General features: G+C 51.0%; 25 protein-coding genes. 13 read left to right on the forward strand and 12 right to left on the reverse strand.

Annotation, left to right across the window (positions count from 1 at the left end; all coding sequences use genetic code 11):
- Positions 1 to 20: 20 nt before the first annotated feature.
- The gene (locus R6H26_RS05960; protein WP_404789189.1) at positions 21 to 3443 is read left to right on the forward strand and encodes a response regulator; all 3423 of its coding nucleotides are present in this window, start codon (positions 21 to 23) and stop codon (positions 3441 to 3443) included.
- A 12-nt stretch (positions 3444 to 3455) separates the two neighbouring features.
- On the opposite strand, the gene R6H26_RS05965 is transcribed toward R6H26_RS05960, so the two are convergent.
- Positions 3456 to 3926 (reverse strand): VOC family protein, encoded by a 471-nt coding sequence (locus R6H26_RS05965; protein WP_404789191.1) that lies wholly within the window; start codon positions 3924 to 3926, stop codon positions 3456 to 3458.
- A gap of 31 nt (positions 3927 to 3957) precedes the next feature.
- On the opposite strand from R6H26_RS05965, the gene R6H26_RS05970 reads away from it, so the two are divergent.
- Complete coding sequence (locus R6H26_RS05970; protein ID WP_404789193.1) at positions 3958 to 4722, forward strand: TIGR00297 family protein; 765 nt, start codon at positions 3958 to 3960, stop codon at positions 4720 to 4722.
- A gap of 103 nt (positions 4723 to 4825) precedes the next feature.
- Positions 4826 to 5929 (forward strand): fatty acid desaturase, encoded by a 1104-nt coding sequence (locus R6H26_RS05975; protein ID WP_404789195.1) that lies wholly within the window; start codon positions 4826 to 4828, stop codon positions 5927 to 5929.
- 109 nt (positions 5930 to 6038) lie between these two features.
- On the opposite strand, the gene R6H26_RS05980 is transcribed toward R6H26_RS05975, so the two are convergent.
- The 8 genes from R6H26_RS05980 to R6H26_RS06015 form a co-directional block, all read right to left on the reverse strand.
- Positions 6039 to 8885, reverse strand: a complete 2847-nt coding sequence (locus tag R6H26_RS05980) for a GAF domain-containing protein (RefSeq protein WP_404789196.1) — start codon at positions 8883 to 8885, stop codon at positions 6039 to 6041.
- 91 nt (positions 8886 to 8976) lie between these two features.
- On the reverse strand, positions 8977 to 9927 hold the full coding sequence (thrB, locus tag R6H26_RS05985; RefSeq protein ID WP_404789198.1) for a homoserine kinase: 951 nt from the start codon (positions 9925 to 9927) through the stop codon (positions 8977 to 8979).
- A 172-nt stretch (positions 9928 to 10099) separates the two neighbouring features.
- Positions 10100 to 10531, reverse strand: a complete 432-nt coding sequence (locus R6H26_RS05990) for a type II toxin-antitoxin system VapC family toxin (RefSeq protein ID WP_404789200.1) — start codon at positions 10529 to 10531, stop codon at positions 10100 to 10102.
- Entirely contained in the window at positions 10528 to 10899 is a 372-nt protein-coding gene (locus R6H26_RS05995; RefSeq protein ID WP_404789202.1) for a hypothetical protein, read from the reverse strand. The genes R6H26_RS05990 and R6H26_RS05995 overlap by 4 nt, the downstream gene beginning before the upstream one ends.
- A 103-nt stretch (positions 10900 to 11002) precedes the next feature.
- Positions 11003 to 11914, reverse strand: coding sequence for an EamA family transporter (locus R6H26_RS06000; RefSeq protein WP_404789204.1), 912 nt, complete (start codon positions 11912 to 11914; stop codon positions 11003 to 11005).
- Positions 11915 to 11923: 9 nt separating this feature from the next.
- Positions 11924 to 12907: a porphobilinogen synthase gene (hemB, locus tag R6H26_RS06005; protein ID WP_404789205.1), complete on the reverse strand. Its 984-nt coding sequence runs from the start codon at positions 12905 to 12907 to the stop codon at positions 11924 to 11926.
- A gap of 346 nt (positions 12908 to 13253) precedes the next feature.
- Positions 13254 to 13514: a Txe/YoeB family addiction module toxin gene (locus R6H26_RS06010; protein ID WP_404789206.1), complete on the reverse strand. Its 261-nt coding sequence runs from the start codon at positions 13512 to 13514 to the stop codon at positions 13254 to 13256.
- Positions 13495 to 13749, reverse strand: a complete 255-nt coding sequence (locus R6H26_RS06015) for a hypothetical protein (RefSeq protein ID WP_404789208.1) — start codon at positions 13747 to 13749, stop codon at positions 13495 to 13497. The genes R6H26_RS06010 and R6H26_RS06015 overlap by 20 nt, the downstream gene beginning before the upstream one ends.
- Positions 13750 to 14195: 446 nt before the next feature.
- On the opposite strand from R6H26_RS06015, the gene R6H26_RS06020 reads away from it, so the two are divergent.
- The 10 genes from R6H26_RS06020 to R6H26_RS06065 all read left to right on the forward strand — a co-directional run bounded on the left by R6H26_RS06020 (position 14196) and on the right by R6H26_RS06065 (position 22020).
- Positions 14196 to 16229: an N-6 DNA methylase gene (locus R6H26_RS06020; RefSeq protein ID WP_404789210.1), complete on the forward strand. Its 2034-nt coding sequence runs from the start codon at positions 14196 to 14198 to the stop codon at positions 16227 to 16229.
- 3 nt (positions 16230 to 16232) lie between these two features.
- Positions 16233 to 16883, forward strand: coding sequence for a Uma2 family endonuclease (locus tag R6H26_RS06025; RefSeq protein WP_404789212.1), 651 nt, complete (start codon positions 16233 to 16235; stop codon positions 16881 to 16883).
- 202 nt (positions 16884 to 17085) lie between these two features.
- The gene (locus tag R6H26_RS06030; protein WP_404783412.1) at positions 17086 to 18372 is read left to right on the forward strand and encodes a transposase; all 1287 of its coding nucleotides are present in this window, start codon (positions 17086 to 17088) and stop codon (positions 18370 to 18372) included.
- Positions 18341 to 19630, forward strand: coding sequence for a restriction endonuclease subunit S (locus tag R6H26_RS06035; protein ID WP_404789214.1), 1290 nt, complete (start codon positions 18341 to 18343; stop codon positions 19628 to 19630). The genes R6H26_RS06030 and R6H26_RS06035 overlap by 32 nt, the downstream gene beginning before the upstream one ends.
- Positions 19631 to 19637: 7 nt before the next feature.
- Positions 19638 to 20246 (forward strand): hypothetical protein, encoded by a 609-nt coding sequence (locus tag R6H26_RS06040; RefSeq protein WP_404789216.1) that lies wholly within the window; start codon positions 19638 to 19640, stop codon positions 20244 to 20246.
- A gap of 227 nt (positions 20247 to 20473) precedes the next feature.
- Positions 20474 to 20668 carry a hypothetical protein gene (locus R6H26_RS06045; protein WP_404789218.1) on the forward strand — a complete coding sequence of 65 codons (195 nt, stop codon included), beginning with the start codon at positions 20474 to 20476 and terminating at the stop codon, positions 20666 to 20668.
- Between the two features lie 22 nt (positions 20669 to 20690).
- On the forward strand, positions 20691 to 20993 hold the full coding sequence (locus R6H26_RS06050) for a hypothetical protein (protein ID WP_404789220.1): 303 nt from the start codon (positions 20691 to 20693) through the stop codon (positions 20991 to 20993).
- Positions 20994 to 21021: 28 nt separating this feature from the next.
- The gene (locus tag R6H26_RS06055) at positions 21022 to 21210 is read left to right on the forward strand and encodes a hypothetical protein (protein ID WP_404789221.1); all 189 of its coding nucleotides are present in this window, start codon (positions 21022 to 21024) and stop codon (positions 21208 to 21210) included.
- 220 nt (positions 21211 to 21430) lie between these two features.
- Positions 21431 to 21622 (forward strand): type II toxin-antitoxin system VapB family antitoxin, encoded by a 192-nt coding sequence (locus tag R6H26_RS06060; RefSeq protein WP_404789223.1) that lies wholly within the window; start codon positions 21431 to 21433, stop codon positions 21620 to 21622.
- Entirely contained in the window at positions 21619 to 22020 is a 402-nt protein-coding gene (locus R6H26_RS06065; RefSeq protein ID WP_404789225.1) for a PIN domain nuclease, read from the forward strand. Before R6H26_RS06060 ends, R6H26_RS06065 begins: the two co-directional genes overlap by 4 nt.
- A gap of 21 nt (positions 22021 to 22041) precedes the next feature.
- Here the strand turns inward: R6H26_RS06065 and uvrA are convergent, their stop codons facing one another.
- The 3 genes from uvrA to R6H26_RS06080 all read right to left on the reverse strand — a co-directional run bounded on the left by uvrA (position 22042) and on the right by R6H26_RS06080 (position 25985).
- Positions 22042 to 25056, reverse strand: a complete 3015-nt coding sequence (gene uvrA, locus R6H26_RS06070; protein ID WP_404789226.1) for an excinuclease ABC subunit UvrA — start codon at positions 25054 to 25056, stop codon at positions 22042 to 22044.
- A 99-nt stretch (positions 25057 to 25155) separates the two neighbouring features.
- Positions 25156 to 25599 carry a ferredoxin gene (locus tag R6H26_RS06075; protein WP_404789227.1) on the reverse strand — a complete coding sequence of 148 codons (444 nt, stop codon included), beginning with the start codon at positions 25597 to 25599 and terminating at the stop codon, positions 25156 to 25158.
- Positions 25599 to 25985, reverse strand: coding sequence for a DUF1257 domain-containing protein (locus R6H26_RS06080; protein ID WP_404789228.1), 387 nt, complete (start codon positions 25983 to 25985; stop codon positions 25599 to 25601). The genes R6H26_RS06075 and R6H26_RS06080 overlap by 1 nt, the downstream gene beginning before the upstream one ends.
- Between the last annotated feature and the right edge of the window lie 26 nt (positions 25986 to 26011).

Genomic DNA, 26011 nt, shown 5'->3' on the forward strand with positions numbered 1-26011 from the left:
TCAGGGCGAGGTTTTTTCCCATGACGATGACTGAACCTTCCATTCGCGATCGGGCCTACCAGTTCTTCCAGCAGGAAGCGCTAGACCTACTGCAGACTTTGGAAGACGGACTACTCAACCTGCGCGTGCAGTACGATATCCCCCACATTCACGAACTAATGCGAGCTGCCCATTCGATTAAGGGGGGAGCCAGTAGCGTTCAACTTCACGGCATCAGCAAGATTGCCCACAAGATGGAGGACGTGTTTCGCGCGCTCTATCGCCGGACGGAGCCGCTAGATGCGGATCTCGACGAAGCACTCCTGCAAGCCTACGACTGCTTGCGGCTGCCGCTGATGGAGCAGCTCCAAACAGGCCAGTACGATGAAGTTGCTGCTTGGGAAAAAGCCGAACCTATTTTCGACCTCATCGAAGCTGTTTTTCAACTGGACATGGATGCGGATGTGGAATTGCCGACCGCAGCCGAGCTGGGAGTAGACATCGTTTATGAGGTGTTTTCTGGGGATGTTCGACGGGGGATTGACCGCATTACAGAAATTTTGAAGCAGCCTGGCGTAGAACCCCTCGCCGGGGAAATCCGGGCTACATCCGAAGTGTTTGTGGGCATCGGGGATCTGTTGGGGTTGGCAGGCTTTAGCGCGATCGCCCAGGCGACCATTCAAGCGCTCAATGCCAACCCGGACAAGGCGCTTGCAATCGGTTGCTTAGCCGTCGAGTGTTTTCAAGCCGCTCAGGCAGGCGTGATGGACGGCGATCGCACCCAAGGCGGCAGCCCCAGTCCCGCACTCCTCGCGCTCGGCCAACCCTCACCCGATCGAGATCTCGAAGCATCGACCGCAGATCGGACGGCGCTAGAAACTGCGACTGGCGATCGAGATCCACTTGAAGATACCTTTGGTAACGTTCAATCGACAGATCTGGAGAACCTCGAAGATACTTTTGGTGATTTTCAATCGACGGATCTGGAGAATCTTGAAGATACCTTTGGTAGTTTCCCATCAACGGACCTAGAAAGTCTGTACGGCGGATTTTCCGATCGAGATTTGGCCTTCCAGGCAGATCTTGACGTATGCGAAACCGCTTGCATCGAATTACCAGTCGAATTACCAGATGCAGAACCAGAAGTAGAATCTTCTAACGAAAGTACTGCCTCAGAATTCTCTGCCGATCCGGGAGCCTTGGAAGCGATCTTCGGTCAGTTTGCCTTTGAGACAGAAGAAGAGAGCGGCCAACCTCTGGAATCTTCAGCAGATAGCAATAGCGAGCTGGAAGATATCTTTGGCAGCGGTGCGATCGATCTGTCCTCGGCGGACTGGAACTTCTTACCCGCCTCTGAGGACGTCAACGCATCAGAAAGCTCGGCATTAAATCCTGCATCCCAGCTAGAAACGGCGATCGAGCGACCCTCGCAGGAAGTTGCGATCGATTTAGAATCGAACCGTCAAGTTGTAGATATAACGCCCGCAGTTAAATCGAATCAGAAAGCTGCAACTTCGTCCAATGCCTACATCGCTGACTCGGTGCGGGTGGATGTGCTGCGGCTAGAGCAGATCGATAACCTCGTCGGCGAATTGATCACTCAAGAAAACGGAGCTTTACTGCAAAGCCAACAGCTCCAAGCTACGCTTAAGCGATTGCAGCAAAAGTTTACTCGCTTTGAAGAACTGAGTAAGAATTTACAAACTTGGATGGATGAAAGTTTGTACTCAGAGGTGAGAGGCCAGCTTTCGCCCCTTCATCCTGCGCCTGCTCTAGGCGGGCAAAATCCAGATCTTGCCTCTCTCCAAGATTTCGATGCCTTGCAGATGGATTCCTACAGCGGGCTATACACCTTGCTTCAGGAATCCCTCGAAGAGATCGCTCAAATGGACGAGAGCATTGGCGACATCGCCCTCATTAGTCGGCAGTCCCAACAGATCCAGCGCAAAAAACAGCAAACGCTCAAACAGGTTAGAAACGACCTCATGTGGGCCAGAATGATTCCCCTCGGAGATATTCTGAATCGCTTTCCGCGCATGGTACGGGATTTAGCCACCCGGTATCGCAAGCAGGTTACGTTTAAGCAATACGGGACTTCAACCTTAGTCGATAAAGCGATCTTAGAGCGACTTTACGATCCGCTGGTGCATCTGATTCGCAATGCCTTCGACCACGGGACCGAATCTGCCGAGAGCCGCATCGCCCAAGGCAAACCTGCCGAGGCTACCATCGAAGTCCGGGCCTATCATCGAGGCAACCAAACCATTATCGAAGTTCGCGACGATGGTCGAGGCATCGACGCTGCCAAGATTCGCGCTACGGCGATCGCTCGAGGTTTGCTCGCCCCTGCGGAGGCCGAAACCGCTCCTCCAGAACGGCTCTACGACTTTCTCTTCGAACCCAGCTTTTCGACCGCTGCCGAAGTGAGCGAACTCTCCGGTCGAGGAATGGGGATGTCAGCAGTGCAGCAACAAGTGCAGGCGCTCAAGGGCAGCATTGCGATCGCCTCCGAACTCGGCAAGGGAACTTCTTTCACCATCAGTCTCCCGCTGACCCTGACCATTGCCAAGCTCTTGGTATTTAGCGTCGAAGCGCAATATATGGCAATTCCAGTGGATACGCTGGTTTCCATTGTCGCTGCGGCAGACAAAGACATGCAGCTCGTGGACGGTCAACCCTTCTACTGTCAGGGAGATCGGCAGATTCCGCTCTATTCGACGTCTACCTTTTCCCAAAACTATCCCCTTCCCGGCGGTTTTGCTGAAAAACCGCGATTTATGTCTCTGCCGCAAGGTGGGAAAGTGCCGCTATTGCTCATTGCCAGCGGTAAGGGTGTCATTGCGCTCCTAATCGATCGGATTGTGGACGAGCAGGAATTGGTCATCAAACCCTTTGGGTCCGTCGCCGCACCCCCTCCCTACCTCTACGGCTGCGCCATCCTTGGCAATGGTTCCTTGGTGCCAGTGATCGACAGCGCCGCGCTGATGCCAAACTGGCAAACTTCGACTGAGGTCGCTTCGCCCGTGCCGCCGCAAGTGCCCGCGCCGCCGATCGATCGGGACCAGCAGACCATCTTAGTGGTCGATGATTCTCTCACTACCCGCCAAAACCTCACCCTGACGCTGCAAAAATTCGGATACCAAGTCGTCCAAGCCGGAGATGGAAAAGAAGCACTGGAGAAGCTCCGCCAAGAACCCAACATCAAAGCCGTTTTCTCCGACGTAGAAATGCCGACCATGAATGGATTCGAGTTTTTGAGTGCTTGTCGAAAGGTTCATTCTGCCGCGACGCTGCCCATTATTATGCTGACCTCGCGCAGCAGCGATAAGCACCGCGGCATTGCCAAGCTTTTAGGCGCGAACCACTATCTCACCAAGCCGTACCTGGAGCAAGATTTACTTAAATCCCTCCAGAATTGTTTGGAGGCAGCTAGCGCTGAGCCGTTAGCTTCGGGTTCGCATTGAGGCACCGCTCGTTTAGAGGTGGTTTGAAAAATCGCTTTCTCCCACTCGGGCAAACTCGCGATCGCCAAAAATAGCGGATGCATGGCGATAAAACTTAAACTCCAGCAGATTGAAAAACGGATCTTCTAGAAAGAACGTGCGGTGCTCCAACGGGAGCCCTTCAAAGCGGAGTTTAGGCGGGGTATAAAATTTGAGCGCGTGGAACTGCGCGCGTTCCAGCAATGCTTCCCAATCCGCCTCTGCTTCAAAAACAAGCCCGAAATGACGGGGATAAATTCCCTTTTGAGGGTGTATCGGTTCGGGCGTGACGTGGGCGACAAGCTGGTGGCCGTATAGATTGAGGATGACCGAACTCTCGCTTTCGCGACCCACCTCGCAGCCCAACCTGTCGGCATAATAAACCTTGGTTTCAGAAATATCCGTGACAGGAAACGCTAGGTGAAATAGGATCGAACCTGTTCCCTGCTGCTTTTTCGATTCCATGCGGCACACCCTTTTCCTCGGCTATTAGCGTATGGCAGATTTTATCTATGGTATCCAGACCTGGAATCCTTGGCTCGTCGGCGCGCTATTAACCCTAGGACTGGGGCTGATGGCTTGGCCCGTCATCAGAAAACTCTTGACGCCTGGGGGGCTATTCCACGCCTGGATTTTAGGGAGTATTGTATGGGCCACGCTGAGCTGGCCTGGCTATGTGACGGTCGTTTTTTATTTTTTGGTCGGTTCTGGCGCGACCAAAATCGGTATGGCCGAAAAGGAAGCTGCTGGCATTGCTGAAAAACGTTCTGGGGCGCGCGGGCCGGAAAACGTGTGGGGCTCTGCTCTGGTCGCGACCCTCTGTGCCTTGGGGACGTTGGTGTTGCCCCAGTCTTTCCACGACTTGCTGCTACTGGGATACGTCGCCAGCTTTAGCACCAAGCTTTCGGACACCGCCGCCAGCGAAATTGGAAAAGCCTATGGCAAACACACTGTTTCGATCGCCACCTTCAAGCCCGTCCCGCGCGGCACCGAAGGCGCCGTGAGTTTAGAGGGCACCTTGGCCGGAGTCGTCGGGTCAGTGGCGATCGCCCTCGTCGGCGCGTGCGCGGGTCTTATTTCTCCGGTGGGCGTCGGGATTTGCATTTTGGCTGCGTTTATTGCCACCAATCTCGAAAGCGTAATTGGCGCTACTTTACAGCATCGATTTAGCTGGCTCACCAACGAGCTGGTGAACGTCCTGAATACGCTAATTGGGGCGATCGCCGCGATTGCCTTTGGCTGGCTTCTCAAAGGACTGTGAAATAAGTTTATAAAAGGTTACAATTGACTCGCTTGCCAGCCTGCATTGTTCGCTTCAAGGCTTCTTGAAGCGTAGCCCGTCAAGCGCGGGATGTAGGCCTTTAATGTTGCGTCAATTCGGAACCTTCGTGCAATTAAATACCGTTATTAACCCGTCCGCTCCTGCGGATCCCTCATCCCGCAAAGGGGAACTCCCCTTTTCGCTTCAAGACCTCAGAAATGCGATCCCAGCCTATTGTTTCGAGCCTTCTACGTTTCGGTCTTTAGCTTATTTCTTCTTGGACCTGGGCATTATTGCCGGACTGTACGCGATCGCCGCTTACCTAGACTCCTGGTGGTTTTACCCCGTTTTCTGGCTGATGCAGGGAACGATGTTTTGGGCTTTGTTTGTAGTGGGTCACGACTGCGGTCATCGCTCTTTCTCCAAATACATGTGGCTCAATAACCTGGTCGGGCATCTGTCCCACACGCCCATTCTGGTGCCGTTCCACGGCTGGCGGATCAGCCACAGAACCCACCATGCCAACACCGGCAATATCGATACCGATGAAAGCTGGTATCCCGTGCCGGAGACAAAATACAACGAAATGTCTTGGGCCGAGAAATTCGGGCGCTTTTACGCGCCATTGATTGCTTACCCGATTTATTTGTTTCGGCGATCGCCCGATCGCAAAGGCTCCCATTTCCATCCCAACAGCGATCTGTTCCGGCCTTCGGAAAAGTGGGATGTTTTGACCAGTTCCTTTTTGTACTTCTCAATGGTCGGGTTTCTAGGATATTTAGGCTTTCAGTTTGGGTTTCTATTCCTGCTGAAGTTTTACCTGGTGCCCTACGTTATTTTCGTGATTTGGCTGGACTTGGTTACTTTCTTGCACCATACCGAGCCAGATATTCCCTGGTATCGGGGTAATGATTGGTATTTCCTCAAAGGAGCGCTGTCTACCATCGATCGGGATTACGGGTTCATCAATCCCATCCATCACGACATCGGTACCCACGTCGCGCATCATATTTTCTTGAATATGCCGCACTACCATCTCAAAACCGCGACAGAAGCCATTAAGCCCATTCTGGGCGACTACTATCGCAAGTCCGACGAGCCGATCTGGAAAAGCTTTGCGCGCTCTTACTGGGCCTGTCACTTTGTACCGGATCGGGGTTCTAAGGTGTACTATCAGTCTCCAACCAACCCTCAATCGAACGGTTAGGGCTGAATACCGAACCCTAGCAAAATATTGAGTTAATTTTCAAGCAGCGTTGCGATCGACGCTGCTTGTTTTGTTCGATCTAGCTCCCAAGACGGCCTAGGCTCAACCCCTAATTTGGCGAACCTAAGGGTAAGATCAGGCGGCTCAAAGCTCGCCCGTCTTCGAGCTGAGCCAGCTCGATCTGGCCGCCAAAGCGCTCGACCAAAGACTGGCAGACTTTAAAGTGCAGTCCAGGAGCGGACTCCAGTACCGATGAATTGAAAGATCTCTCGGATACCGGTTGCCGAATCGCCTGGATCAGCAGCGGATTGAGGCGACCGTTATCGGTAATTGAAATTTCGACCCACTGCTCCGGTAAGGCGCGGCACCAGATATCGATGCGATCGCCCACTTTAGAGCGATAGCAGGCAGCCAGCAAAAGCTCGACCAGCATTAGTTCTAATTTGTGCCCCGAAACTTGCAGCGATACGCTTGGGGTCAAATTATGCACCTGAGTCCAAAGCTGTCGAACTCGCGTCACTTCCTCGATGCGTTCCAGCGATCGCCGCAGCAACGTTGCAACAGAGAGGTTCTCTGGTTCGAGCTGAAGTTCCCAAACCTCGGTCTTGAGGATGCTCTCTAATTGGTTGAAGGCTTGATAAAGTTCTCCCGCAGGATTGCGATTGCGACTTTTTAGTCCGGCTGGGCCTGCCGTTAGCCCCGCCTCAGATGAAAGTAGGCTCTGGAATTTAGGCATTTGCTCCGTCCACAGCCGCGATACGTGCTCGAGGTGCCGCTGTTTGTACCAGTTGAGACACTCTAACGTTTCTTGTTTTTGGGTTAGGCGCTCCAGCAAAAACTGCGATCGATGGTGGGCTGCCAGCTCTCGCGTCAAGAGCTGTATTCCCTCGCGCCTGAGGGCCGACCAGTTCTGACGGCGGCTGTCGAGGACCAGCACCAGTCCCAGGCAAGGGTCGTCTGGGTATATTTGCAGCGGTACGCTCAGCATTTCTACCCGACCCATCCCCGTCAGCCAGCCGCTATTTTGAGCTGCCAGTACCTCTAGGGAACCCTGGGCCGTCAAAAGGTGCGGCACGGTAGCCGTTTTTGAGGCCGCGTTTGCCGCCTGGGATAGCAGTCGCTGCAAAAAGCTATCGGTTTTCCAATCAATGGGGGTTTCCACATCGATGTGGAATTTAGAGTCATTGCGGAGGGCGGCGATCGTTGCCTCCGGTCGATCGGGCGACCAGCGTAGGATTGCAACGCACTCTACTTCGAGGAGCTGATGTAGTGCCTGGGCTGTTGCTGTAAAAAGCGCATCTCCCGGCGGCGTTTGCTGTACCGTCTGAAGCCCTTGGTTTAGGATCGTCATAAACCGGACTTGGTCTGTGTCGCTGAGCCACTGGTTGCGTTGGCTCAGCGCCTGCTCCAGAGGACCCGCAAAATGCCCCGCAGCCGCAATTTCCTCCGGCGTCCAGGTTCTGGGTAAGTCTGTTGCTAAGAGTAAAAACGAACTCTGCTTTGCATTGGGGTCGAGCTTGAGCAGCAGAAAAGACTGCGCGCCGCGATCGCTCAAAGACTGTCGCCAGGCCATAAGCCGCAGGTCTTGTTCCAGAGACTGCACTGCAATGGTTTCGGACATCCGCCCCAACATTTTTGCATCGACCTCGCTCAAGGCTGGCAATCGATCCGGGAGGGGCTGCTTTTTCTTATGACAAAATTGGGCGCGGCACCTAAAATCTCGATCTTCTGGATGGTGGGTTAAGATTGCAGCCCACCGCACTGCAAACTGAAGTCCGAGGAGTTCTAGGCAATGCAGTAAGGTCTTGTCCCACTGCTGCGAATCTTGATAGGTTTCGCGAAGGACGTTGAGCGATCCGTTGAGTCCCGAGGGTTCGCTTCCTCCGATCGAAGCATCTGCGGAGCGATTTGGATCTCCCTGCCCCATCAACTGCGCGAGGAGCTGTATCGATTGTTTGTCCGTGTCGCTCCAGAGTCGGGGTTCGTTTGCTTCTGCGGCTAGTACCGCAATCAGCCTGCCCCGCTCCACGATCGGGGCGCTCAGCCAAGCCCGAGACCGCGTTAAGTTCATCAAACGCGTGGGAGCGTGATTGCTGTTGAGTAAACCCTGTACGTCCGAAATGGCTGCGAGCTGGTTCTGCAGGCTGTTTTGGTAAAAAGCTGCAATAGCCTGAAGCGGTATTTCAACATGGGGGAGAGATTTAGACCCCGCTCGTTTGAGCGGCGGTCCGACATAGATATCGTGGAGCCTGCACACCTGATTCTCTCCATCAAACCAGTACAGGCAAGCCCGCGAAGGCTGAAGGGTTCCATGAACCTGTTCTAAAACAAGCTTGAGCCGCTCGTCGAAGGTTGCAGCCGCTAAAATTTGGCTCATCCCCCCTATCGATAGCTGAGAGCGTTCCGTAGATTGACTTGAAGAACGGTTGGCCAGACGGTCCAATTCCGAACCCAGCGCTCCTGCAAACATCTTGAGTTCGATCATTTCCTCAGAGCGCGGATGGCCGCCCCACAGGGTTGTACCCACCAGCACGATGCCCAGGGATCGCTGACGATAGCGAATCGGCAACACAACTGTCCCTTGAATGTTTTGGCGATTTGCAATAACTTGCCAGTCCCCTGCTCGCTGCTCTTGCTTGAGGTTTGGAACTTCTGTAAGGGTTCCCGTCAATAAAACTTGATCGAATAGGTCTCCCGGCAATATCGGCTGCTTTTGCTGGAGAATTCCGCGATCGCGCTCGGCATTGGGCAGGGTACCGTCAATTCCGCTCAAAACCTGGTATTGAGGCTCGTATTGAGCGATCCAGATCAGGTCAAATTGGAAACTTTCCCGCAAAAAATGGAGTGCGACGTGGCCCATGCCCTCTACCGTCTCTTGAGATTGCAGCCCTTTCAGGCATTGGTAAAATGCAAGCTGCCGCTTCTCGTACTGAGTTCTTACGGACGATTGATGCATAACCTTTGACCCATGCGAAACCTAAAGTGTTGGAGTAATTGTCCGAGACTCTACTGCACGGCGTTTCTGCTAAGGGTTAGAAGAACCGTCCTCAAGCGGATACGGGCTGTGCAATAGCGCCCTTTAAATCGAGCTGAAGCGTGGCAACTCGGGCCGTAATACCCTGATGCCCCCATGCTGCTTGGATCTGTGCCGCCACTGCTGGAGCGACTTCAGGCGTACATAAAGCCAAAAGCGTTGGTCCTGCCCCGCTAATGACTAACCCCTGGGCGCCTGCATCCATCGCTGCATTTTGAACTTCAGAAAATCCCGAAATTAACGCAGTCCGAAACGGCTGGTGCAGCCGATCCTGCAGTGCAACTCGAATCCATTCCCCCCGACCTGTCTCTAGTCCTTTCATTAGTAAGCCCAAATGGGCCATGTTAAAGATCGCGTCTGCATAGGAACTCTGCTGCGGCAGGACGGCACGGGCGGCTTCGGTGGATAGCTCAAAGTCCGGGATGGCGACGACGGGCACTACGTTTGCCGCCCATTGAACGGGACACAGCGTCCAGGCGGAGGTCGGTCGGTCGAATACAGCAAGCTGACACCCGCCCAGCAGCGCGGGCGCGACGTTATCGGGATGGCCTTCGAGGGCGATCGCCAGATCTAAAATCTGCGCTTGGCTCAGCGGATTTTCTGCCAGCGCGTTGGCCGCGACCAGTCCACCGACGATCGCCGTAGCTGAACTCCCCAGCCCGCGTGCCAGCGGAACCCCAAGACTAATTTTGAGGTGCAGGTTGGGGATGGGTTGTTTCGCGTGCTCGAAAAAATAGCAGAAGGCTTTGTAGGCAAGATTGCGGCGATCGCGACCGACCCGATCCGCCTCAGTTCCCTCGACTTCAATGGCAAGGCTGGGAAGGCTGTCAGCCCTAGAGCCAGGTAGGGCTGTAAATTGGAACTGATTGTAGAGCGTAAGCGCGGCCCCTAAGCAATCGAAGCCGGGGCCGATATTGGCGGTGGTTGCCGGAACTCGAACGTTGACACATACAGGGTTTGACATAGAGGGCTAATCTGACGGTAGGATGCTTCAGAATTCATCCTTGCATAAAGTGTTTAGCCCGACACCATTGGCGCACGAGCGGCATTGCGGCAAGGGTTACTTTGGCCGCACGAAGCCCAATGGAATGCGCCCTTTTACAGACCCCTCCGGCAAATGGAGACTGAGGATTTTCTTAAACTGTCCAATCTTCTATTTTCAGCCCTGGCACTTGCTCAAAATCTCGACGATTGCGGGTAACGACTGTGGCGTCAAGGGAAAGGGCGATCGATGCAATCCGCATGTCCTTTTGCAATCGTTTTTTGCGAAGGTTTGGATTTTGCTTGAGCAGATCTTCGTATAGATTGAAAGCGGATACATTAAATTCCAGAATAGGTAAACGCTTCAGCAACTCTATCGCTAGGTAGAGGCGACGATATTGATCGAGCATTGTTTTTGGCGTTGCACTAGCCTGATTTAATTCCCCAACCCATCCATTAAAAATTTCCTGGACTGTAATGATGGTGGTGCTAGTCTGTGCAGAAACTTGTCCCAAGCGCGAAACAACCTGAGGATAACCTCGCATTACTAAGGAAATATGATCGGTGTCGAAAATCCACAGACTCACAGAGTACTCAAACTGTCTTCAACGGATAGTATCTCATCTTCTTCAATATCATCTCGCTGTTTCTGTGCCCAGAAACGATCGCTCCATTCGGCAAAGCTTACATCATCTTTCAGGATCCCGCATAAGCTAGACCAGGGGGGGGTAGGATTTCCAGACGACAGTTGTAATGGCATGACTTGGATGGAAGCCATACGTTGATTCAAGCGATCCTCCAAGGCTAAGATCGCCGCGTCCTGAGATTCTGCTACAACCTTACACTCAGGAAACTCTGCTACCCAGGCCGCAATCTGCCCTCGATCGAGGGTTTCTAACAAAATATGCCATGTCAGAGTAGAAACAGGTACTGGTCGCAAAAGCGATAGATTCATCTGATTTCCCTTCAGATAACTTAGTCTAACAATCAGTCTCTAAATTATAGCTGAGGCTCGATCGCCCGCCGTTCCGTCTTATTTTGCCTGGACAAGATGTTCGCTAGCCTAATATCAGCAGTAAACTCACGCCGGCAAGGGCGATCGCCGAACCCACCCAAGACTGTAAACTCACCTTCTGTCCCGCTAAACGCGCCATCCCCAGAATAAAAATAGGGCTTGTCGCCAAGAGAGTTTGGGCTATTCCCGCTGGCGCATACTTAAATCCAATTTGCTGAAACCAGATGCCCAGGTAGGTGCCTAAAAAAGCCGCACCCGCTAGGGGTAATCCCACCGCACTATGTCCCAATTTCTGCCAGCCCTTGAGCGCCTTCGGCTTAGCGATGGCGACGATCGTCAAGCTCGCGACCCCGGCACCCAAGCGAATAATTGCGCTCCACAGCGGGGTGACCGTGGTTTCTGCCAATGCCCCGCGCGACAGCAACGCGCTCGCCGCAAAGATGAGGACCGAAAGCAGTCCCAGTCCCACGCCGCGCACCATTTGCGATCGCGCTGCGGGAACAGTGCCAACGGTGCGTTCCTGAATGACCCAGGCAATTCCGACGAGGGTTAGGCCCATTCCGACCCAGGCCCAGCCAGACAGAGATTCGTGCAGCAGCAATAACGCCAATACTGCTGTAATCGAGGGAGTAAGTACCCCAAACAATAGGGTTAAGCGAACCCCCAGACATTGGAGGGTTTCAAAGTAGAGGGTATCCCCAAAGCCAATCCCCACAATCCCGCTCAGGCTCAAGGCGATGAAGGGCATCGTCGGAATTGCGGGGATTGGCTCTGCGTGAATCGCGAGGGTGAGGAGCAAGAGCAGGACTGCGACGACCCCCTTGCTCAGGTTGAGCAGAAGCGACGAGAGCGACTGCCCCAATTTGGAATAGACCGCCGACGCTAATGCCCAGAGGAAAGCGGCACTCAGTGCAGCGAGTTCTCCCTGTGCTAAACCTGCCCCAAGGTTAATCAAGCTGCCTGCCTACGATCTCAACCAGCGGGCGGCATCTTTGGCGTGGTAGGTCAGAATCATGTCGGCCCCGGCTCGCTTGAAGCTGGTGAGGGTTTCTAGGACGATCCGCTCTTCATCGACCCAGCCGTTCAATGCTGCGGCCTTCACCATCGCATATTCCCCAGAGACGTTATAGGCGGCAACGGGCAGGTTGCAAGCCTGTTTGACTTGCCAAATAATATCCATATAGGACAGCGCTGGCTTCACCATCAGCATGTCTGCACCTTCGGCAATATCCAGCTCGATTTCTTTGATGGCTTCGCGGGAATTGGACGGATCCATCTGGTAGGTCCGGCGATCGCCAAACTGAGGCGTGGAATCGGCTGCATCGCGGAAGGGACCGTAGTAGGCGGAGGCGTACTTGGCGGCGTAGGACATGATGGGAATGTCCTGAAATCCTGCTTCGTCGAGGCCGGATCGAATCGCTTGGACAAACCCGTCCATCATGCCGGAGGGCGCAATGATATCTGCGCCCGCTCGGGCCTGAGACACTGCCGTTTTCTTGAGCAGTTCTAGGGTCGGATCGTTGAGCACGCGTCCGGTTAAGTCACCAACTTCTAGGTAGCCGCAGTGGCCGTGGGAGGTGTACTCGCACAGGCAGGTATCCACCATGACCACCAAATCTGGAACGGCGTCTTTAACTGCGGCGGTTGCCTTTTGGACGATGCCGCAGTCGTGCCAGGCTCCGGTTGCGTCGATGTCTTTGTCTGCGGGGATGCCAAACAAAATAATGGAGGGGATACCCAAGTCGTAGACCTGTTTTGCTTCATCCACAATCTTGTCGATGGAGAGCTGATAGACCCCAGGCATCGATTTTACTTCGGTGGCGACGCCTTCTCCGGGGACTGCAAACAGCGGGTAAATGAGGTCGTTGGCGGTTAGGACGGTCTCTTGCACCATCCGACGAAGTTGAGGGTTGCTGCGGAGGCGACGGGGGCGATGGGTAGGAAACATAGTGCAGGGCTACAAATTCGACGGTCAGGCTCAGGTTCTAATTTTAATGCAGTTTCAGGGTCTACCGAATTCGCAGCCTTGGGCTGTAATGTTTTTTGACACTCATCGGGATCTTCCTCACACCATAAAGATGTCGAGCGATGCTTTTGGCTCAGTGGCGAAAATTCTTCAACGGGTTTACTCCTGAGTAGATTCTGCGATCGCCTTTCTCCGCACAGCTTCAATGCGATCGCCATGCAGCGGGTGCTGGCGTGTCAGCTTGCTGAGGAGATGAAGTTGAAGGAGATCGCCGAAACAGAGATGACTAAAAAGAGGCAGACGAGTCAGTCACAACTAGATGGCCTGCTTACTCGTAATGGAATTTGCAACTGAGGATAATGATTGCAGTTTCAGTGACTTGGTAGACTAAACGATGCTCGTCGGTAATGCGCCTTGACCAGCAGCCTTTAAGGTCGTGCTTTAGCGGTTCTGGTTTGCCGATGCCTGTGAAGGGATTACGGAGAGTATCATCAATCAGTCCAACGATTTTTGCATAAATCTTGCGATCTCTAGTGGCCCAATCCGTAAACTGCTCAAACGCCTTTTTTTCAAATGCGATATTTCTCATTCCATTCGTCTGGCGTAATGACGATCAGATTATCGGGGTTCTTGATGTTTTCAAGGGATTGGAGAAGGCGCTCTTTATTCGCTGGGGTTGAAAGTAGGTAGTCAGTTTCGTCTGTGGCTGGGGACTCGACTAAAACAATGATTTCGACAAGTGTACCTTCTGGTAAGTCTGTCGAGGGAATCTCGATTTTGCCATTTTTGCCAACGGTGCTCTGTTGCTTGATTCCGCTTATCATTGCCAGCATCTAACCTTATGAGAATGGCGTTGTTTGAGCTATACCAATTATACAATGATGATTTGAACTAATTTGCGCGCGCGCCCCAGTTTAGTTAAAGGAGAGAGTGTGCTGTTTCCAGTAAGCCATAAAGGGATCGCCATTAAGCGAGAGCTGGCGCGTCAGCTTGCTGAAGAGATGAAGCTGAATGAAGATTACTAAAACTGAGACGGCGATCAAAGATGCAGACGAGTCGAGCGCAACTCGATCGCCTATTGGATCCTGAAAAAAAACTAAACCGGGCTTTTGTCAGTAGAGTCACATTCCATCTGGCCTGTAAGGCAACGCAGGTTTAGCCAGCACCGCTTCTGAGATCGGGGACTTCAGCTTTTGTTCTATATTTTTAGCTTGAATCACCAATTTGGCTTGATAATGATAAAGTTAACGCTCTAACAGCTTTAGTGTGCATGGCATTAGAAAACGAACCGGAATATACGCTCTCTGGGATTCTAAAATCTACGGACTATGGTCTGGATATTTTTAATTCAGATGAGATTTCAGCGATTCAGCTCTTTGATAAAAAGGGTAAGCCTTATCTACGTGACTTTATAGATGCTAAAGAGCGTCCAGCTAAGCCAGAAGAGATTGTCCGGCAGCTTTTTGTTTATCGCCTTATTCATACTTATCAGTATCCGACCAACCGGATTGCAATAGAAAAAGGCGTGTATTTCGGCTCTAATATTGCTGACAAACGTGCAGACATCATCGTGTACGAGAAGGATCATCCTGACACGGTGTATATCATTGTGGAGGTCAAAAAACCGAAGCGTCGTGATGGACTGGAGCAACTGAAGTCTTATTGCAATGCGGAAGGGGCACCGATTGCAGTTTGGACGAATGGTAGCGAAGTGGTGATTCTCCATCGAGAAGATCCTAATTTTTATCGCAGTATTTCTGATTTGCCTACCGCCCATCAGACCTTGACACAGATTATCAATAGACAGGTCACGATTGAAGAGCTATCGGAAAAGAATAAGTTAGTTGTAGAGCGCTTGTCTTTACGCGATGTCATTAAAGATTTAGAGAATTTAGTGTTGGCAAATGCTGGAGTCGATCAATTTGAAGAAGTCTTTAAGCTGATCTATGCAAAGCTCTATGACGAAGCACAGGCAAAGCGCAGAAAAAAGCACCTTGTTGAGTTTCTGGCTTCGGGGCATACAAAACAAGAACTTTATGACAAAATAAACGGTCTATTTCATGCAGCCAGGGACAAATGGAAAGGAGTATTTTTGCCGGGTGAAAATATAGATTTAAGTCCAGATCATTTGGCGGTCTGTGTTTCATTTTTAGAAGATATTAAGCTATTTAATTCTAATTTACAGGTTATTGACGAAGCGTTTGAATATTTAGTGACACAGGTTTATAAAGGCTCAAAAGGCCAATATTTTACGCCGCGCCATGTGATTGATATGTGTGTCAAGATGCTAAATCCCAAGTGGGAGGAATACATGATTGACACGGCGGCGGGAAGTTGCGGGTTTACAGTGCATACGATTTTTCATGTCTGGGGTGGGGAGATGACTTCGGACGGGCCAACGAAGGATCAGGCTGAGTATGCGAGCGAGATGGTGTATGGCTTAGATTTTGACGCGCGTAGTGTGAAGGTTGCTAAGGCGTTGAATCTGATTGCGGGGGATGGCAGAACCAATGTGTATCGCTCTAATACGCTTGACCCTAGGAATTGGGGCGATGAGGTAAGGGTGGCGTTAAAGGATCGGTTGCGTCGTTTTGATGCTCATGCGGATGATGTCTGGAATCAAAAGAATTTCCGCTATTTTGATTTTGATGTGTTGATGACGAATCCGCCGTTTGCAGGGGATATTACAGATACTAAGATTTTGTATCAATATCAGCTTTCTAAGAAGTGGCGGGGCATCGACATTGAGGCATTGACTGACCCGAAGGAGCAAGAAAAGCAGGCGCTCAAGATTATGCAAAAGCGCTATGAGGAGGCGGGTAGCTGGTACAGCAAGCAAAGCCGAGATGTGTTGTTTATTGAGCGGAATTTGGAGTTTTTGAAGCCAGGGGGCAGAATGGCGATCGTGCTGCCTCAAGGGAGGTTTAACAATATTTCAGATGCTCATGTGCGATCTTGGATTAGTGAACGCGCTAGAATTTTGGCGGTGGTGGGTTTGCATGTCAATACTTTTAAGCCCCATACGGGGACTAAGACCAGCGTTTTATTTTTACAGAAGTGGAATGAGGATCGAAAGTCTGGACACTACTGTCCGCAAGTTGAGGATTATCCGATCTTTTTTGCGACCAGTGAAAAGAGCGGTAAGGACAATTCTGGTGAGTATCTTTGCAAAATTGGAGATGATGGTAGAGCAATGCTAGATGATCATGGTCATTTAGTGATTGACCATGATCTGACTGAAATTGCGGATGCATTTGTTGGCTTTGCTAGAGATCAAAAATTCTCGTTTTGGCCGGAGGTTTAGAAAATGCAAGATTTACAGGCTAGACCAATCACAGATACCTGGGTGATGGCGGATTGGGATGAGTATGTTCGCATTCTTGAAAACCCGCTCTATGAGAAAGCAAAGGGCTACTACTATAAAGGACACATGAGGATTGAGATGTTACCAGTGAGTTTCGATCATGGTAGCGACCATGTGGTGATCATTTTCGCGGTTAATTTATTTACGGCGATTATGGGTATTCCAGCCACGGGTTTAGACACAACAACGTTTCGTAAGACAGGGATGCGGGACTGTCAGCCGGATGTGTCTTATTACCTTGGTAATGGTGCTAAATCAATTCCAAGCGGGACGGGGGTTGTGAATCTGGATCGGTATCCGGCACCTACTTTGGTGATTGAAGTTTCAAAGTCTTCGTTGCTGGATGATGTGGGGGCAAAACGCGCACTATACGAAGAGTTGGGTGTAGATGAGTATTGGGTGGTGGATGTCCAAAATGCTCAAATTTTGGCTTATGCAATGGCCGACCAAGGCAGCAAACGTATTCAAGTCTCTCTAGTCTTGCCAGGACTCACCATTTCTATTTTAGAAGAGGCTCTGCGTCGAAGCCGAGAGACTGATCAATCTCAGGTGGGAAACTGGCTGTTGACCCAGTTTCAAAAAAAGGAGAGCTAAATTTTGGCAGTTTGGAGTATTGTTCTTAAATCAGAATTGGAAGGCCCAGAGCGACTAGATGCGGAGTATTATCAACCTCTCTATTTACAAATCTCATCATCTTTAGAGCAGAAAAGGTACGTAGAGTTAGTGTCCTGAGTTTTTCGCCATAGAGGCCAAAGCGTGAAAAGGTCTGAGGATAAGAGATTCAGGCCAACAGAGAATGGATATCGTCACACGCAAAGCCCAAATACTGCGGGTTCAAACCCAAAATCCATATCCAGAGTTGAACGAAGTCCTACAGGAAAAACTGAATACAGAGGTTCTGGGGGTTACGCAAAGCGTCTTAGAAGCAGCTCTGTGCGAAGAATTACAAGAGCATCTCAATCAGCTTGCGGGAGAACGACCTCGTCGGTCTGGCTACTTCAAGCGAGTCCTTGATAGCGAATACGGGCGCATCGAATCCTTGTCGGTACCCAAGCTGCGCCATGGGAACAGAGACCGAGACTGGCAAATCTTGGGGCGCTATCAACGGGGCCTTGGCAGTCTATTAAACTTTTGTCTAAGTCTGTATGTCATGGGCCTGTCCTTGCGAGACTTGCAAGAAGCGCTCTATCCATTACTCGGGGCTGTATTATCGGTCAATGCCATCAACCGAATCACAGAAGCCGCTCAACAGCAGATGAATCAACGGCGCACGGCAAAAATTACCACTGCTGTACCCATTTTGCTTGTCGATGGTGTTTGGGTGAGAATTCAATATGCAAGCGGGGAAACCTTTGAAGACCAAGCTGGACATGTGCGCGCCTTGCGTCAAGCCGAAGAACGGGTTGTTTTAGTGGCAATGGCCATTTATCCAGATGGCACTCGTGAAATCTTGCACTATGAGATTGCCGAGAGTGAATCTCAATTCGCCTGGGAGTCTTTTTTCAAGGGTTTACAGGAGCGTGGATTGAAGCTTGATGGGGTTGAGGTTGTCGTCAGTGATGGGACCAATGGATTGCCCGCTGTGCTCAAAGCCTGGGTACCTCAGGCCCAGCATCAACTGTGCATCACTCATAAAATCAGGGCAATGCTGCGTCATCTGGGCTATGAGAATTTATCCATCCAAGATGCGCAAGGTCAGACCCTAGACCTTCCAGAAGCAAAGAAGCTTCGCTATACCCAGATTAAGACTGACGCCTATGACATCTATAAAACCGATGATTGGATGGAAGCCATTGAGCGATTGGTGGTCTTTGTCGAGACTTGGCAGTCTGTTGAACCTAATGCCATCCGCTCCTTTTTGAGAGATATTGTTTTGACCTTTAATTTCTATGATTTGAACCCATCCTTATATCCACTCGTCCGAACCACTAATGCGCTCGAACGATTGTTTCGAGAGTTTAGGAACAAGTCCGATGAAATTGGTGCGTTCCCCAATGAAGACAGTTGTTTGACCATTTTCTTCTTGGTCTTACAGCGTGACCATACCAAGCATGACCGTCTCAAATCTGTGGCGAAAAACTAGGGACACTAACTACGTAGAGCTAGGCGATATCGCATGGATATCTGATGGCGATCACGCAATAATGCCTGAAACCTTTGATTCAGGAAGAAGATATTTAAGAGCTAAGGATCTTAAATATTTTTGCATTGATGATTCCGATCCAGTTTATGTTTCAGAAAATTACTTTAAAACACTCCTCCGTTCCCACGTCAAATCTCACGATATTCTGCTATCTATCATGGGGACAATTGGAAATATTGCAATATTTCCAGAAGACTTAGAGGATGTAACTGCGAACCGAGCAATTGCAATTATTAGAGTGAATTCTAGTTCGGGATTTGATCCTTATTTCATTGCTGCATTTCTTGAATCAAATATTGGCATTGCTTTAAGAGAACGAGAAAGCCAAGGAGGAATTCAACAGAGAATAAATTTAGAAGGGTTAAAAAGGCTTAAAATTCCTTATATTTTACCTGATGCTCAAGTGAAGGTTAGAGAAAAGATCCTTGCTGCATTTAGTCAATACAAAAAAAGCGAATCTCTATACGCTGAGGCTGAGGCTTTACTGTTGCATGAATTGGGGTTTGATACCCTCGACCTTTCCACACAAAAGACCTATATAGCAAATTTTAGCGAGACAGTAGAAGGCGATCGGTTAGATGCAGATTATTTGAACCCTAAATATACAAATTTGATAGGCCACCTGAAGAATTTTCCACATAATACACTTAATAATTTAGCAACATTCTCTAATGGTGCAACTCCAAAGGGTGCGAGTTATTTGGAAGAAGGAATTCCCTTTTTGCGAATTCAAAACGTTAATAAAAATCGGCTAGCTCTTGATGATGTAGTCTACATCGGCAGAAAGATCCATGATGGTGCTCTTAAACGTTCTCAACTAAAACCAAGAGATGTTCTAATAACAATTACTGGGCGTATTGGAACAGCGGCTGTAGTACCTGATAGTTTACCTGTAGCTAATATGAATCAGCATAGCGTTAGGTTGCGATTAAAAAACAAAGAAATCAACCCTTACTATTTGTCAGTATTCCTTAATTCTAAGGCTGGGCTTCTTCAGTCTGAACGAGAAGCTTATGGTGCAACACGAGAAGCCCTACCGTATTACTGCTTAGAACGTTTGATTGTTCCATTGGTATCCCAAAAGTTACAAAAGCAGATAGAGTTAAAAATATACGAAGCTGAAGAAAAATTTATCGAAGCTAAAAGTTTATTAGAAAAAGCTAAGCACCAAGTTGAACAGATGATTTTAGGGCATTGAACAGTTAATGAGTACACCTCCTGAAATCATTGATGCTCTCGAATCCGTTCTAGAAATCTACTTTTCAGGCGTTCGCCATCGCGAACGAGCAGCCTTCATTCTTTGCGATAACCTTGTTGAGATGACCTGCAAATCTAAGGCACAGCAGCACAATCATAGATTTGATATGAGCTGTACTTTTCATGAAGCCTGCCAATCTCCAGATGTTGCCTTGCCGCCAGATCTAACGACAAGAGTCAAAGGCTATCGCAACACTCGAAACAACATGCAACATGCCAGTGCCGCAGGAACCGTAGACTTGCATCATTGCGCCACCTCAATTCTTGATGGGGTAAGGGTTATAGATCATTGCTGGACAGACACTTCAACAACCCGATTTCCCGGCAGAATCAAATGTGCTTTACGGATTGTCTGGTTGTATTCCTCTGAAGGTGATGTGTCACTCCGAGAAACCTTTGAAACCAAAATGCAGAGAAAACGCTGGCGAACTCAAGAAGAAAAAGTCAGCGTTACAGGTCGGCAAATTCAACCAGGAGTCCGGGATTATTGGTATGTTGCCATTCGGATGCAAACGCCGCTGGTTGAAGAGTGCCTGAATGAAGTGGGTGTTCTATGAAATTGGGTTAACCCTACAGCCTTTGCCTCTGGATTGGGTGATTTTTCTGTGGAGATATTGGGCGATCGCAGTATGTAGCGGTCACGAGAATCTTGCATGAGGGGAACTTCAGATGAGCGCGATCGCCTTTTGCTCAATCTCCATAAAGGCTATAGACGATGCGATCGTCCTCCCTTCAGCCTTCAGATCGCCGTGATAAAATCACAATACGGATTTAAAGCAATCCGATGTCCAACACTGAAATCGAAGCCAGACTCATTGCTCTAGAAACCGAAGTTGCCCAACTCAAAGCAAAACAGCAGCCCTCTACTGAAACGCCTTGGTGGGAAGAAATCCTCGGATCCTTCGCCAACGATCCAGCCTATGATGAGGCCATGCAGCTCGGTCGGCAATACCGTGAATCTCTCCGCCCACAGGCATAATCAACCTTCGCAACCTAGCCAGATGGAAGCCTCCAACGCGCAAAATATTTCTAAGAAAGCACCAGCGTCTGCAAAAGCTGCTAGAAATTCTGCCCATGCAGAGAGGATTAGGGCGATCGCCTACAGCATGGATACCCTAGTTCCTGGAGTTTATGCTTGGTTTGGCCCATTTACAATTCGCCTTGGCGGCTGCACCCCGGACGATCGCCCCTACCCTTACCCCGGAACCCTTCACAGCCAGTATGGGTTAGCCCTCGTACTGCCCGGATATCGCATTTTCACAACCTATCAAGGCACCTATGACCCTGGACAAGCATCAAATTGATGGCCTGCCTGGGTTCAAGCAAAAGACAATGCCAGCTAACGAATTCGAGAACCTCATGGGTGAGGCTGGTTACGAAAGGGCTGGTTCGGGTCAAGGGCAGGCAGGTCGAGTCAAGATCTGGTGGTCCCATAAAACCTATCGCTTTGTAGAATCCATTTACAGCGGCGATAAAAATATCGTCATAACGGCATATCATCCCAGCGAGAAAACGGATTAGAGCAATCCTCTACAGCTTTTTCTGATTGACTGGACGATTCTCCTAGCCCTTTCAGGGCGGTTTCGCCAGCAAAGACGCCGGGAGGCGATCGCCAGGAGGCATCGATTCATCATGTCGTTTGCCCAATAGCCCATTCCCAGGAGATTGCGCCATGACAGGCTGAATTATGTGTAAAATAACAATAAATCATACACACGACTCGTACTTTGAGAAATCGCAAATGAGAACAAACATTGTGATTGACGATGACTTAATGACAGAGGCATTGCAGGTGACGGGACTTAAAACCAAGCGCGAAGTTGTAGAAGTTGCGCTCCAGAAATTAGTGCAGCTTAAAAAGCAAGAAGCGATCAAATCCTTTCGCGGCAAGCTTCCTTGGGACGGAGATTTAGATGCAATGAGAAGTCTATGATTTTGGTCGATTCTAGCATCTGGATTGATTATTTCAACGGTCGCGATACGCTCCACGTCAATACGCTAGATACTTTGTTGAGTGTAGAGCTATTGGCGATTGGAGATTTGATTTTAACTGAGGTATTGCAGGGATTTCGGGAAGATGCCGACTATCGGATAGCCCAAAAGCTATTGACCGGACTAACGATTTTCAATTTATTAGGGACTGAACTCGCAATCAAAAGTGCCGAGAACTTTCGCAGTCTGCGGAAAAGAGGTATTACCATCAGAAAAACCGTAGACGTAATCATTGCGACGTTCTGTATCGAACAAAATCACGCCTTACTGTTTTCCGATCGAGACTTTATCCCCTTTGTTCGGCACCTAGGCTTAAAGGCCGTTGCGGTAGAGCCATGAAGTCAACCTTGAAAGGAATGTTCAATCGCAAGCAGCCGCTAATTTAGGCGGATGCAGCGCTAAAACCTGCTTCAGATATTGGCCCGTGTAAGATTCCGGGACTTCCGCCACAGCCTCCGGCGTTCCCACCGCCACAACCTCGCCCCCGCGATCGCCCCCCTCTGGACCCAAATCGATCACCCAATCCGAACAGCGAATGACATCGAGATTGTGCTCGATGACCAGCACCGAGTTACCCTTATCGACCAACCGCTGAATCACATCTAGCAACTTGTGGACATCGAAGAAAGAAAGTCCCGTCGTCGGTTCGTCAATTAGGTATAGGGTTTTGCCCGTCGCCCGTCGGGAGAGTTCCGTCGCTAGCTTCACCCGTTGGGCTTCGCCCCCAGACAGGGTAGGGGCAGTCTGTCCCACCTGAACATAGCCCAACCCCACATCCACCAGCGTTTGGAGCCGACCTTCCGCCTTAGGAATATTGCGGCAGAAGTCCAGCGCCTCTTCCACGGTCATATTCAGCACGTCGGCAATGGACTTGCCCTTATACTTCACCTGGAGCGTTTCGCGGTTGTAGCGGGCGCCTTTGCAGACCTCGCACTGAACGTAGACATCGGGCAGAAAGTTCATCTCAATCACATTGACGCCCTGACCGCCGCAGGCTTCGCAGCGGCCCCCTTTGACGTTAAACGAAAACTGCCCCTGCTTATAGCCCCGCACCTTGGCTTCAACCGTTTCCGCAAACACCATGCGAATCGCGTCGAAAACGCCCGTATAGGTGGCGGGGTTGGAACGCGGGGTTCTACCAATGGGAGATTGGTCGATAACAATGACCTTATCCAAGGCATTTAGCCCTGTGAGTTGGTTTAACTCTTGGGGGAAAGGCACCTTTTGACCGAAGTGATGCTGAAGCGACGGGTACAGCAATTCATTCATGAGCGTCGATTTGCCGGAACCCGACACCCCCGTAATGCTCACCAGCTTGCCCAAGGGAATCTCGACGTCGATATTTCTGAGGTTGTTGCGATAGGCGTTTTTAAGCTGTAGCTTCTTCCCATTGCCCTTGCGACGCTCGGCGGGGGTTTCGATGGTGCGTTGGCCAGATAAATAGGCTCCGGTCAAAGAATCGGGGGCTTTGAGCAAGGTTTCGAAACTGCCTTGGGCAATGACCTTCCCCCCATGGATTCCGGCACCGGGACCAATATCCACGATGTGGTCGGCGGCTCGAATGGTGTCTTCGTCGTGCTCTACCACAATCAGGGTGTTGCCTAAATCCCGCAGTTTGGTCAGGGTATTGAGCAGGCGATGGTTGTCCCGTTGGTGCAGTCCAATGCTGGGTTCGTCCAAAACGTAGAGAACGCCCGTCAATCCAGCTCCAATTTGGGTGGCCAGACGAATCCGCTGGGCTTCGCCGCCGGAGAGGGTCATAGCAGTGCGCGTTAGGGTGAGGTAGTCGAGGCCCACATCCAGCAAAAACTTGAGGCGTGCCTTAATTTCTCGCAGCACGAGGTCGCCAATCTGCGCCTGCCGCGAGGTTAAGTCCAGGGTTTCGATGCGGTGCAGCGTCTCTCGAATCGAAGCTTCGGTGAGGTCGGTGATGCGGTATTGGCCAATCCGCACGGCCTGGGCTTCGGGCTTCAGGCGCTTGCCGTGGCAGACTTCGCAGGGTTCGCTGACGAGGTATTGTTCGAGCTTTTGCTTGTAAAGGTCGGAGGAGGCTTCCCGGTATTGCCGCTCTAGGAGGGGCAGGACGCCTTCGTATTTGCGGTGGTAGCCCTCGGACTTGCGGTAGCGAGAATCCACTTCCATGTAAATGGGTTCTGGGGTGCCGTGGAGAACGACGTGTTGTTGTTCTGCCGTCAGCTTTTGCCAAGGGGTTTGCAGCTCGAACCCAAAAGCTTTCCCCACGCTATAGAGGAGCGAGAAATAGTAGGTGTTGTCTTTTTCCGACCAGGGGGCGATCGCCGCGTACACGGGCAAGGCCGGATCGGGCACCACCAAATCCGCCGAAAAGACCTGAAGGCTGCCTAAACCATGGCAGTTGGCACAGGCACCGTAGGGCGAATTGAAGGAGAATAGCCGAGGGGATAGCTCCTCCATCACGGCCCCGTGTTCCGGGCAGGCAAAGTTTTCGGAAAATACGATCAGCGGGTTTTCAGTGGAGGCATCGTCGGAGGGCTGGCTCTCGTAGCTGCCTTCTGCTTCCGCCGCTTTGGGCTGAGGCTGGGGAAACGGAATCACGTTCCCCGCCGCAGACTCGCCGCTGAGAATTTCAACCATGACGATGCCCTCGGCCCGCCGCAGTCCCGTCGTCAATGAATCGACTAAGCGCTCCTCGATGCCCTCTTTTTTAATCAGGCGATCGACCACGACTTCGATATTGTGCTTGAAGTTTTTGTCCAACTCGATGTTGTCAGCGAGTTCTCGCACTTCGCCATTGATGCGCACCCGCACAAACCCCTCGGCGGTTAAGGCGGAGAGCAGCTTGCGATGGGTTCCCTTTTTACCGCGCACCACCGGGGCCAAAATCTGAAACCGGGTGCGATCTTCGAGCTGCATCACCTGATCCACCATCTGATCGATAGTCTGGGGCGAAATTTGGCGATCGCAGATCGGACAATGGGGTTCTCCGGCGCGACCGTAGAGCAACCGCAGGTAATCGTAAATTTCCGTAACCGTACCCACCGTGGAGCGCGGGTTGTGGGAGGTGGATTTTTGGTCGATGGAAATGGCCGGACTCAAGCCCTCAATGGCATCCACGTCGGGTTTATCCACTTGGCCTAAAAACTGACGGGCGTAGGCGCTCAGGGATTCGACGTAGCGCCGCTGACCTTCGGCAAAAATGGTATCGAAGGCTAGGGAAGATTTGCCGGAACCGGAGACGCCTGTAAACACGATCAGGCGATCGCGGGGAAGATCCAGATCTAAATTTTTGAGGTTGTGCTGCCGTGCGCCGCGAATCCGAATCGTATTCTCAGCTGTTTTTTGTCGCGGGGTCGACTGTCCGTTCTTTGAAGCTGAAGCGTCGGAGTGACGGGCCATATCATCATCTTGAAGAAATCCCTAATGATTGTAACGTTAACGCCCTAGGTCCATAGATAAACAGATGAAAGATACAGCCCGAGATCGTTGTACCGCTCCCTATCTTTTTCGTTTTTTTCGTCTGAGGGCAGGATCGACGGATGCCCCTACTGCGGGAATCACTTGATCGCGTCGCTCCATCTCTAGAACCTTGAGGCGCTCGTAATCTACCCAGTGAATGCAGTCCACCGGACACGTGTCGATCGCCTCCTGTACCACTTCTTCGGCATCCCCATCCTGACGGAACGCGCGGGAACGACCGTAGCCTTCCTCAATGTAAAACGTATTGCGGGCCACTAAAGCGCAGTGACGGCAACCAATACAGGTTACTTCATCCACGTAAACGCCCCGTTGGCGCAGCCCGCCACCCAGTTCTGGCTCCAATCCCGAACGACTCTGCCGACCTCTTAAATACCCGCCCAACTCCGGCTCGGCCCCTGTAAAGGCAGACTCCCGAGCGAAAGATTCGTCGGAGTTGGCGGGTATGGTGCTATCGTTCGGCATTACGCGCTCCAGCGCTGCACCACGAGGCGAATGCTGCCATCCGCCGCTTTTGCTTCCTCAGCGACCTGGAAACCCTGAGCTTCAGTTGCGCTCAGAACAGTATGGTAAGCATAGCGCTGGGTCACCATCTTGAGGAAGCGGTCGACCGACCAAGCCTGCTGCCAAAAATCTAAATCGGTAACCAGCTCGTATTCCTGACCGTTCCAGCTAAAACCAACACCGTAGCCGTTCTCTTGCTCGACCACCAAGGCCGCGGTTTGCGCTTGTCCCCGATAGCCCCGTACGGGTTGGGGGCCGCTTTTCCAGTCCAGGCCCAAATCCGTCAGTGCAGATTGTAAGGCGGGTAGGCTGCGAATTTTGGTTTTAATTTGGCTGAAGTGTGACATAAGGAACTCTTCTTATAAGTAGATAA

This window comes from Altericista sp. CCNU0014, assembly GCF_044923475.1.
Taxonomy (GTDB): domain Bacteria; phylum Cyanobacteriota; class Cyanobacteriia; order Thermosynechococcales; family Thermosynechococcaceae; genus JAAURS01.

Coding starts and splice junctions, on each gene's coding strand:
- R6H26_RS06050 (WP_404789220.1), top strand. CDS start 20,691: ATGGAAGCCTCCAACGCGCAAAATATTTCTAAGAAAGCACCAGCGTCT.
- thrB (WP_404789198.1), bottom strand. CDS start 9,927: ATGTCAAACCCTGTATGTGTCAACGTTCGAGTTCCGGCAACCACCGCC.
- R6H26_RS06065 (WP_404789225.1), top strand. CDS start 21,619: ATGATTTTGGTCGATTCTAGCATCTGGATTGATTATTTCAACGGTCGC.
- R6H26_RS05965 (WP_404789191.1), bottom strand. CDS start 3,926: ATGGAATCGAAAAAGCAGCAGGGAACAGGTTCGATCCTATTTCACCTA.
- R6H26_RS05960 (WP_404789189.1), top strand. CDS start 21: ATGACGATGACTGAACCTTCCATTCGCGATCGGGCCTACCAGTTCTTC.
- R6H26_RS06010 (WP_404789206.1), bottom strand. CDS start 13,514: ATGAGAAATATCGCATTTGAAAAAAAGGCGTTTGAGCAGTTTACGGAT.
- R6H26_RS06075 (WP_404789227.1), bottom strand. CDS start 25,599: ATGCCGAACGATAGCACCATACCCGCCAACTCCGACGAATCTTTCGCT.
- R6H26_RS06035 (WP_404789214.1), top strand. CDS start 18,341: ATGACCGTCTCAAATCTGTGGCGAAAAACTAGGGACACTAACTACGTA.
- R6H26_RS05980 (WP_404789196.1), bottom strand. CDS start 8,885: ATGCATCAATCGTCCGTAAGAACTCAGTACGAGAAGCGGCAGCTTGCA.
- R6H26_RS06080 (WP_404789228.1), bottom strand. CDS start 25,985: ATGTCACACTTCAGCCAAATTAAAACCAAAATTCGCAGCCTACCCGCC.
- R6H26_RS06060 (WP_404789223.1), top strand. CDS start 21,431: ATGAGAACAAACATTGTGATTGACGATGACTTAATGACAGAGGCATTG.
- R6H26_RS06015 (WP_404789208.1), bottom strand. CDS start 13,749: ATGATAAGCGGAATCAAGCAACAGAGCACCGTTGGCAAAAATGGCAAA.
- R6H26_RS05995 (WP_404789202.1), bottom strand. CDS start 10,899: ATGAATCTATCGCTTTTGCGACCAGTACCTGTTTCTACTCTGACATGG.
- R6H26_RS06040 (WP_404789216.1), top strand. CDS start 19,638: ATGAGTACACCTCCTGAAATCATTGATGCTCTCGAATCCGTTCTAGAA.
- R6H26_RS06045 (WP_404789218.1), top strand. CDS start 20,474: ATGTCCAACACTGAAATCGAAGCCAGACTCATTGCTCTAGAAACCGAA.
- uvrA (WP_404789226.1), bottom strand. CDS start 25,056: ATGGCCCGTCACTCCGACGCTTCAGCTTCAAAGAACGGACAGTCGACC.
- R6H26_RS05970 (WP_404789193.1), top strand. CDS start 3,958: ATGGCAGATTTTATCTATGGTATCCAGACCTGGAATCCTTGGCTCGTC.
- R6H26_RS06025 (WP_404789212.1), top strand. CDS start 16,233: ATGCAAGATTTACAGGCTAGACCAATCACAGATACCTGGGTGATGGCG.
- R6H26_RS06055 (WP_404789221.1), top strand. CDS start 21,022: ATGCCAGCTAACGAATTCGAGAACCTCATGGGTGAGGCTGGTTACGAA.
- R6H26_RS06020 (WP_404789210.1), top strand. CDS start 14,196: ATGGCATTAGAAAACGAACCGGAATATACGCTCTCTGGGATTCTAAAA.
- R6H26_RS06030 (WP_404783412.1), top strand. CDS start 17,086: ATGGATATCGTCACACGCAAAGCCCAAATACTGCGGGTTCAAACCCAA.
- R6H26_RS05975 (WP_404789195.1), top strand. CDS start 4,826: ATGTTGCGTCAATTCGGAACCTTCGTGCAATTAAATACCGTTATTAAC.
- hemB (WP_404789205.1), bottom strand. CDS start 12,907: ATGTTTCCTACCCATCGCCCCCGTCGCCTCCGCAGCAACCCTCAACTT.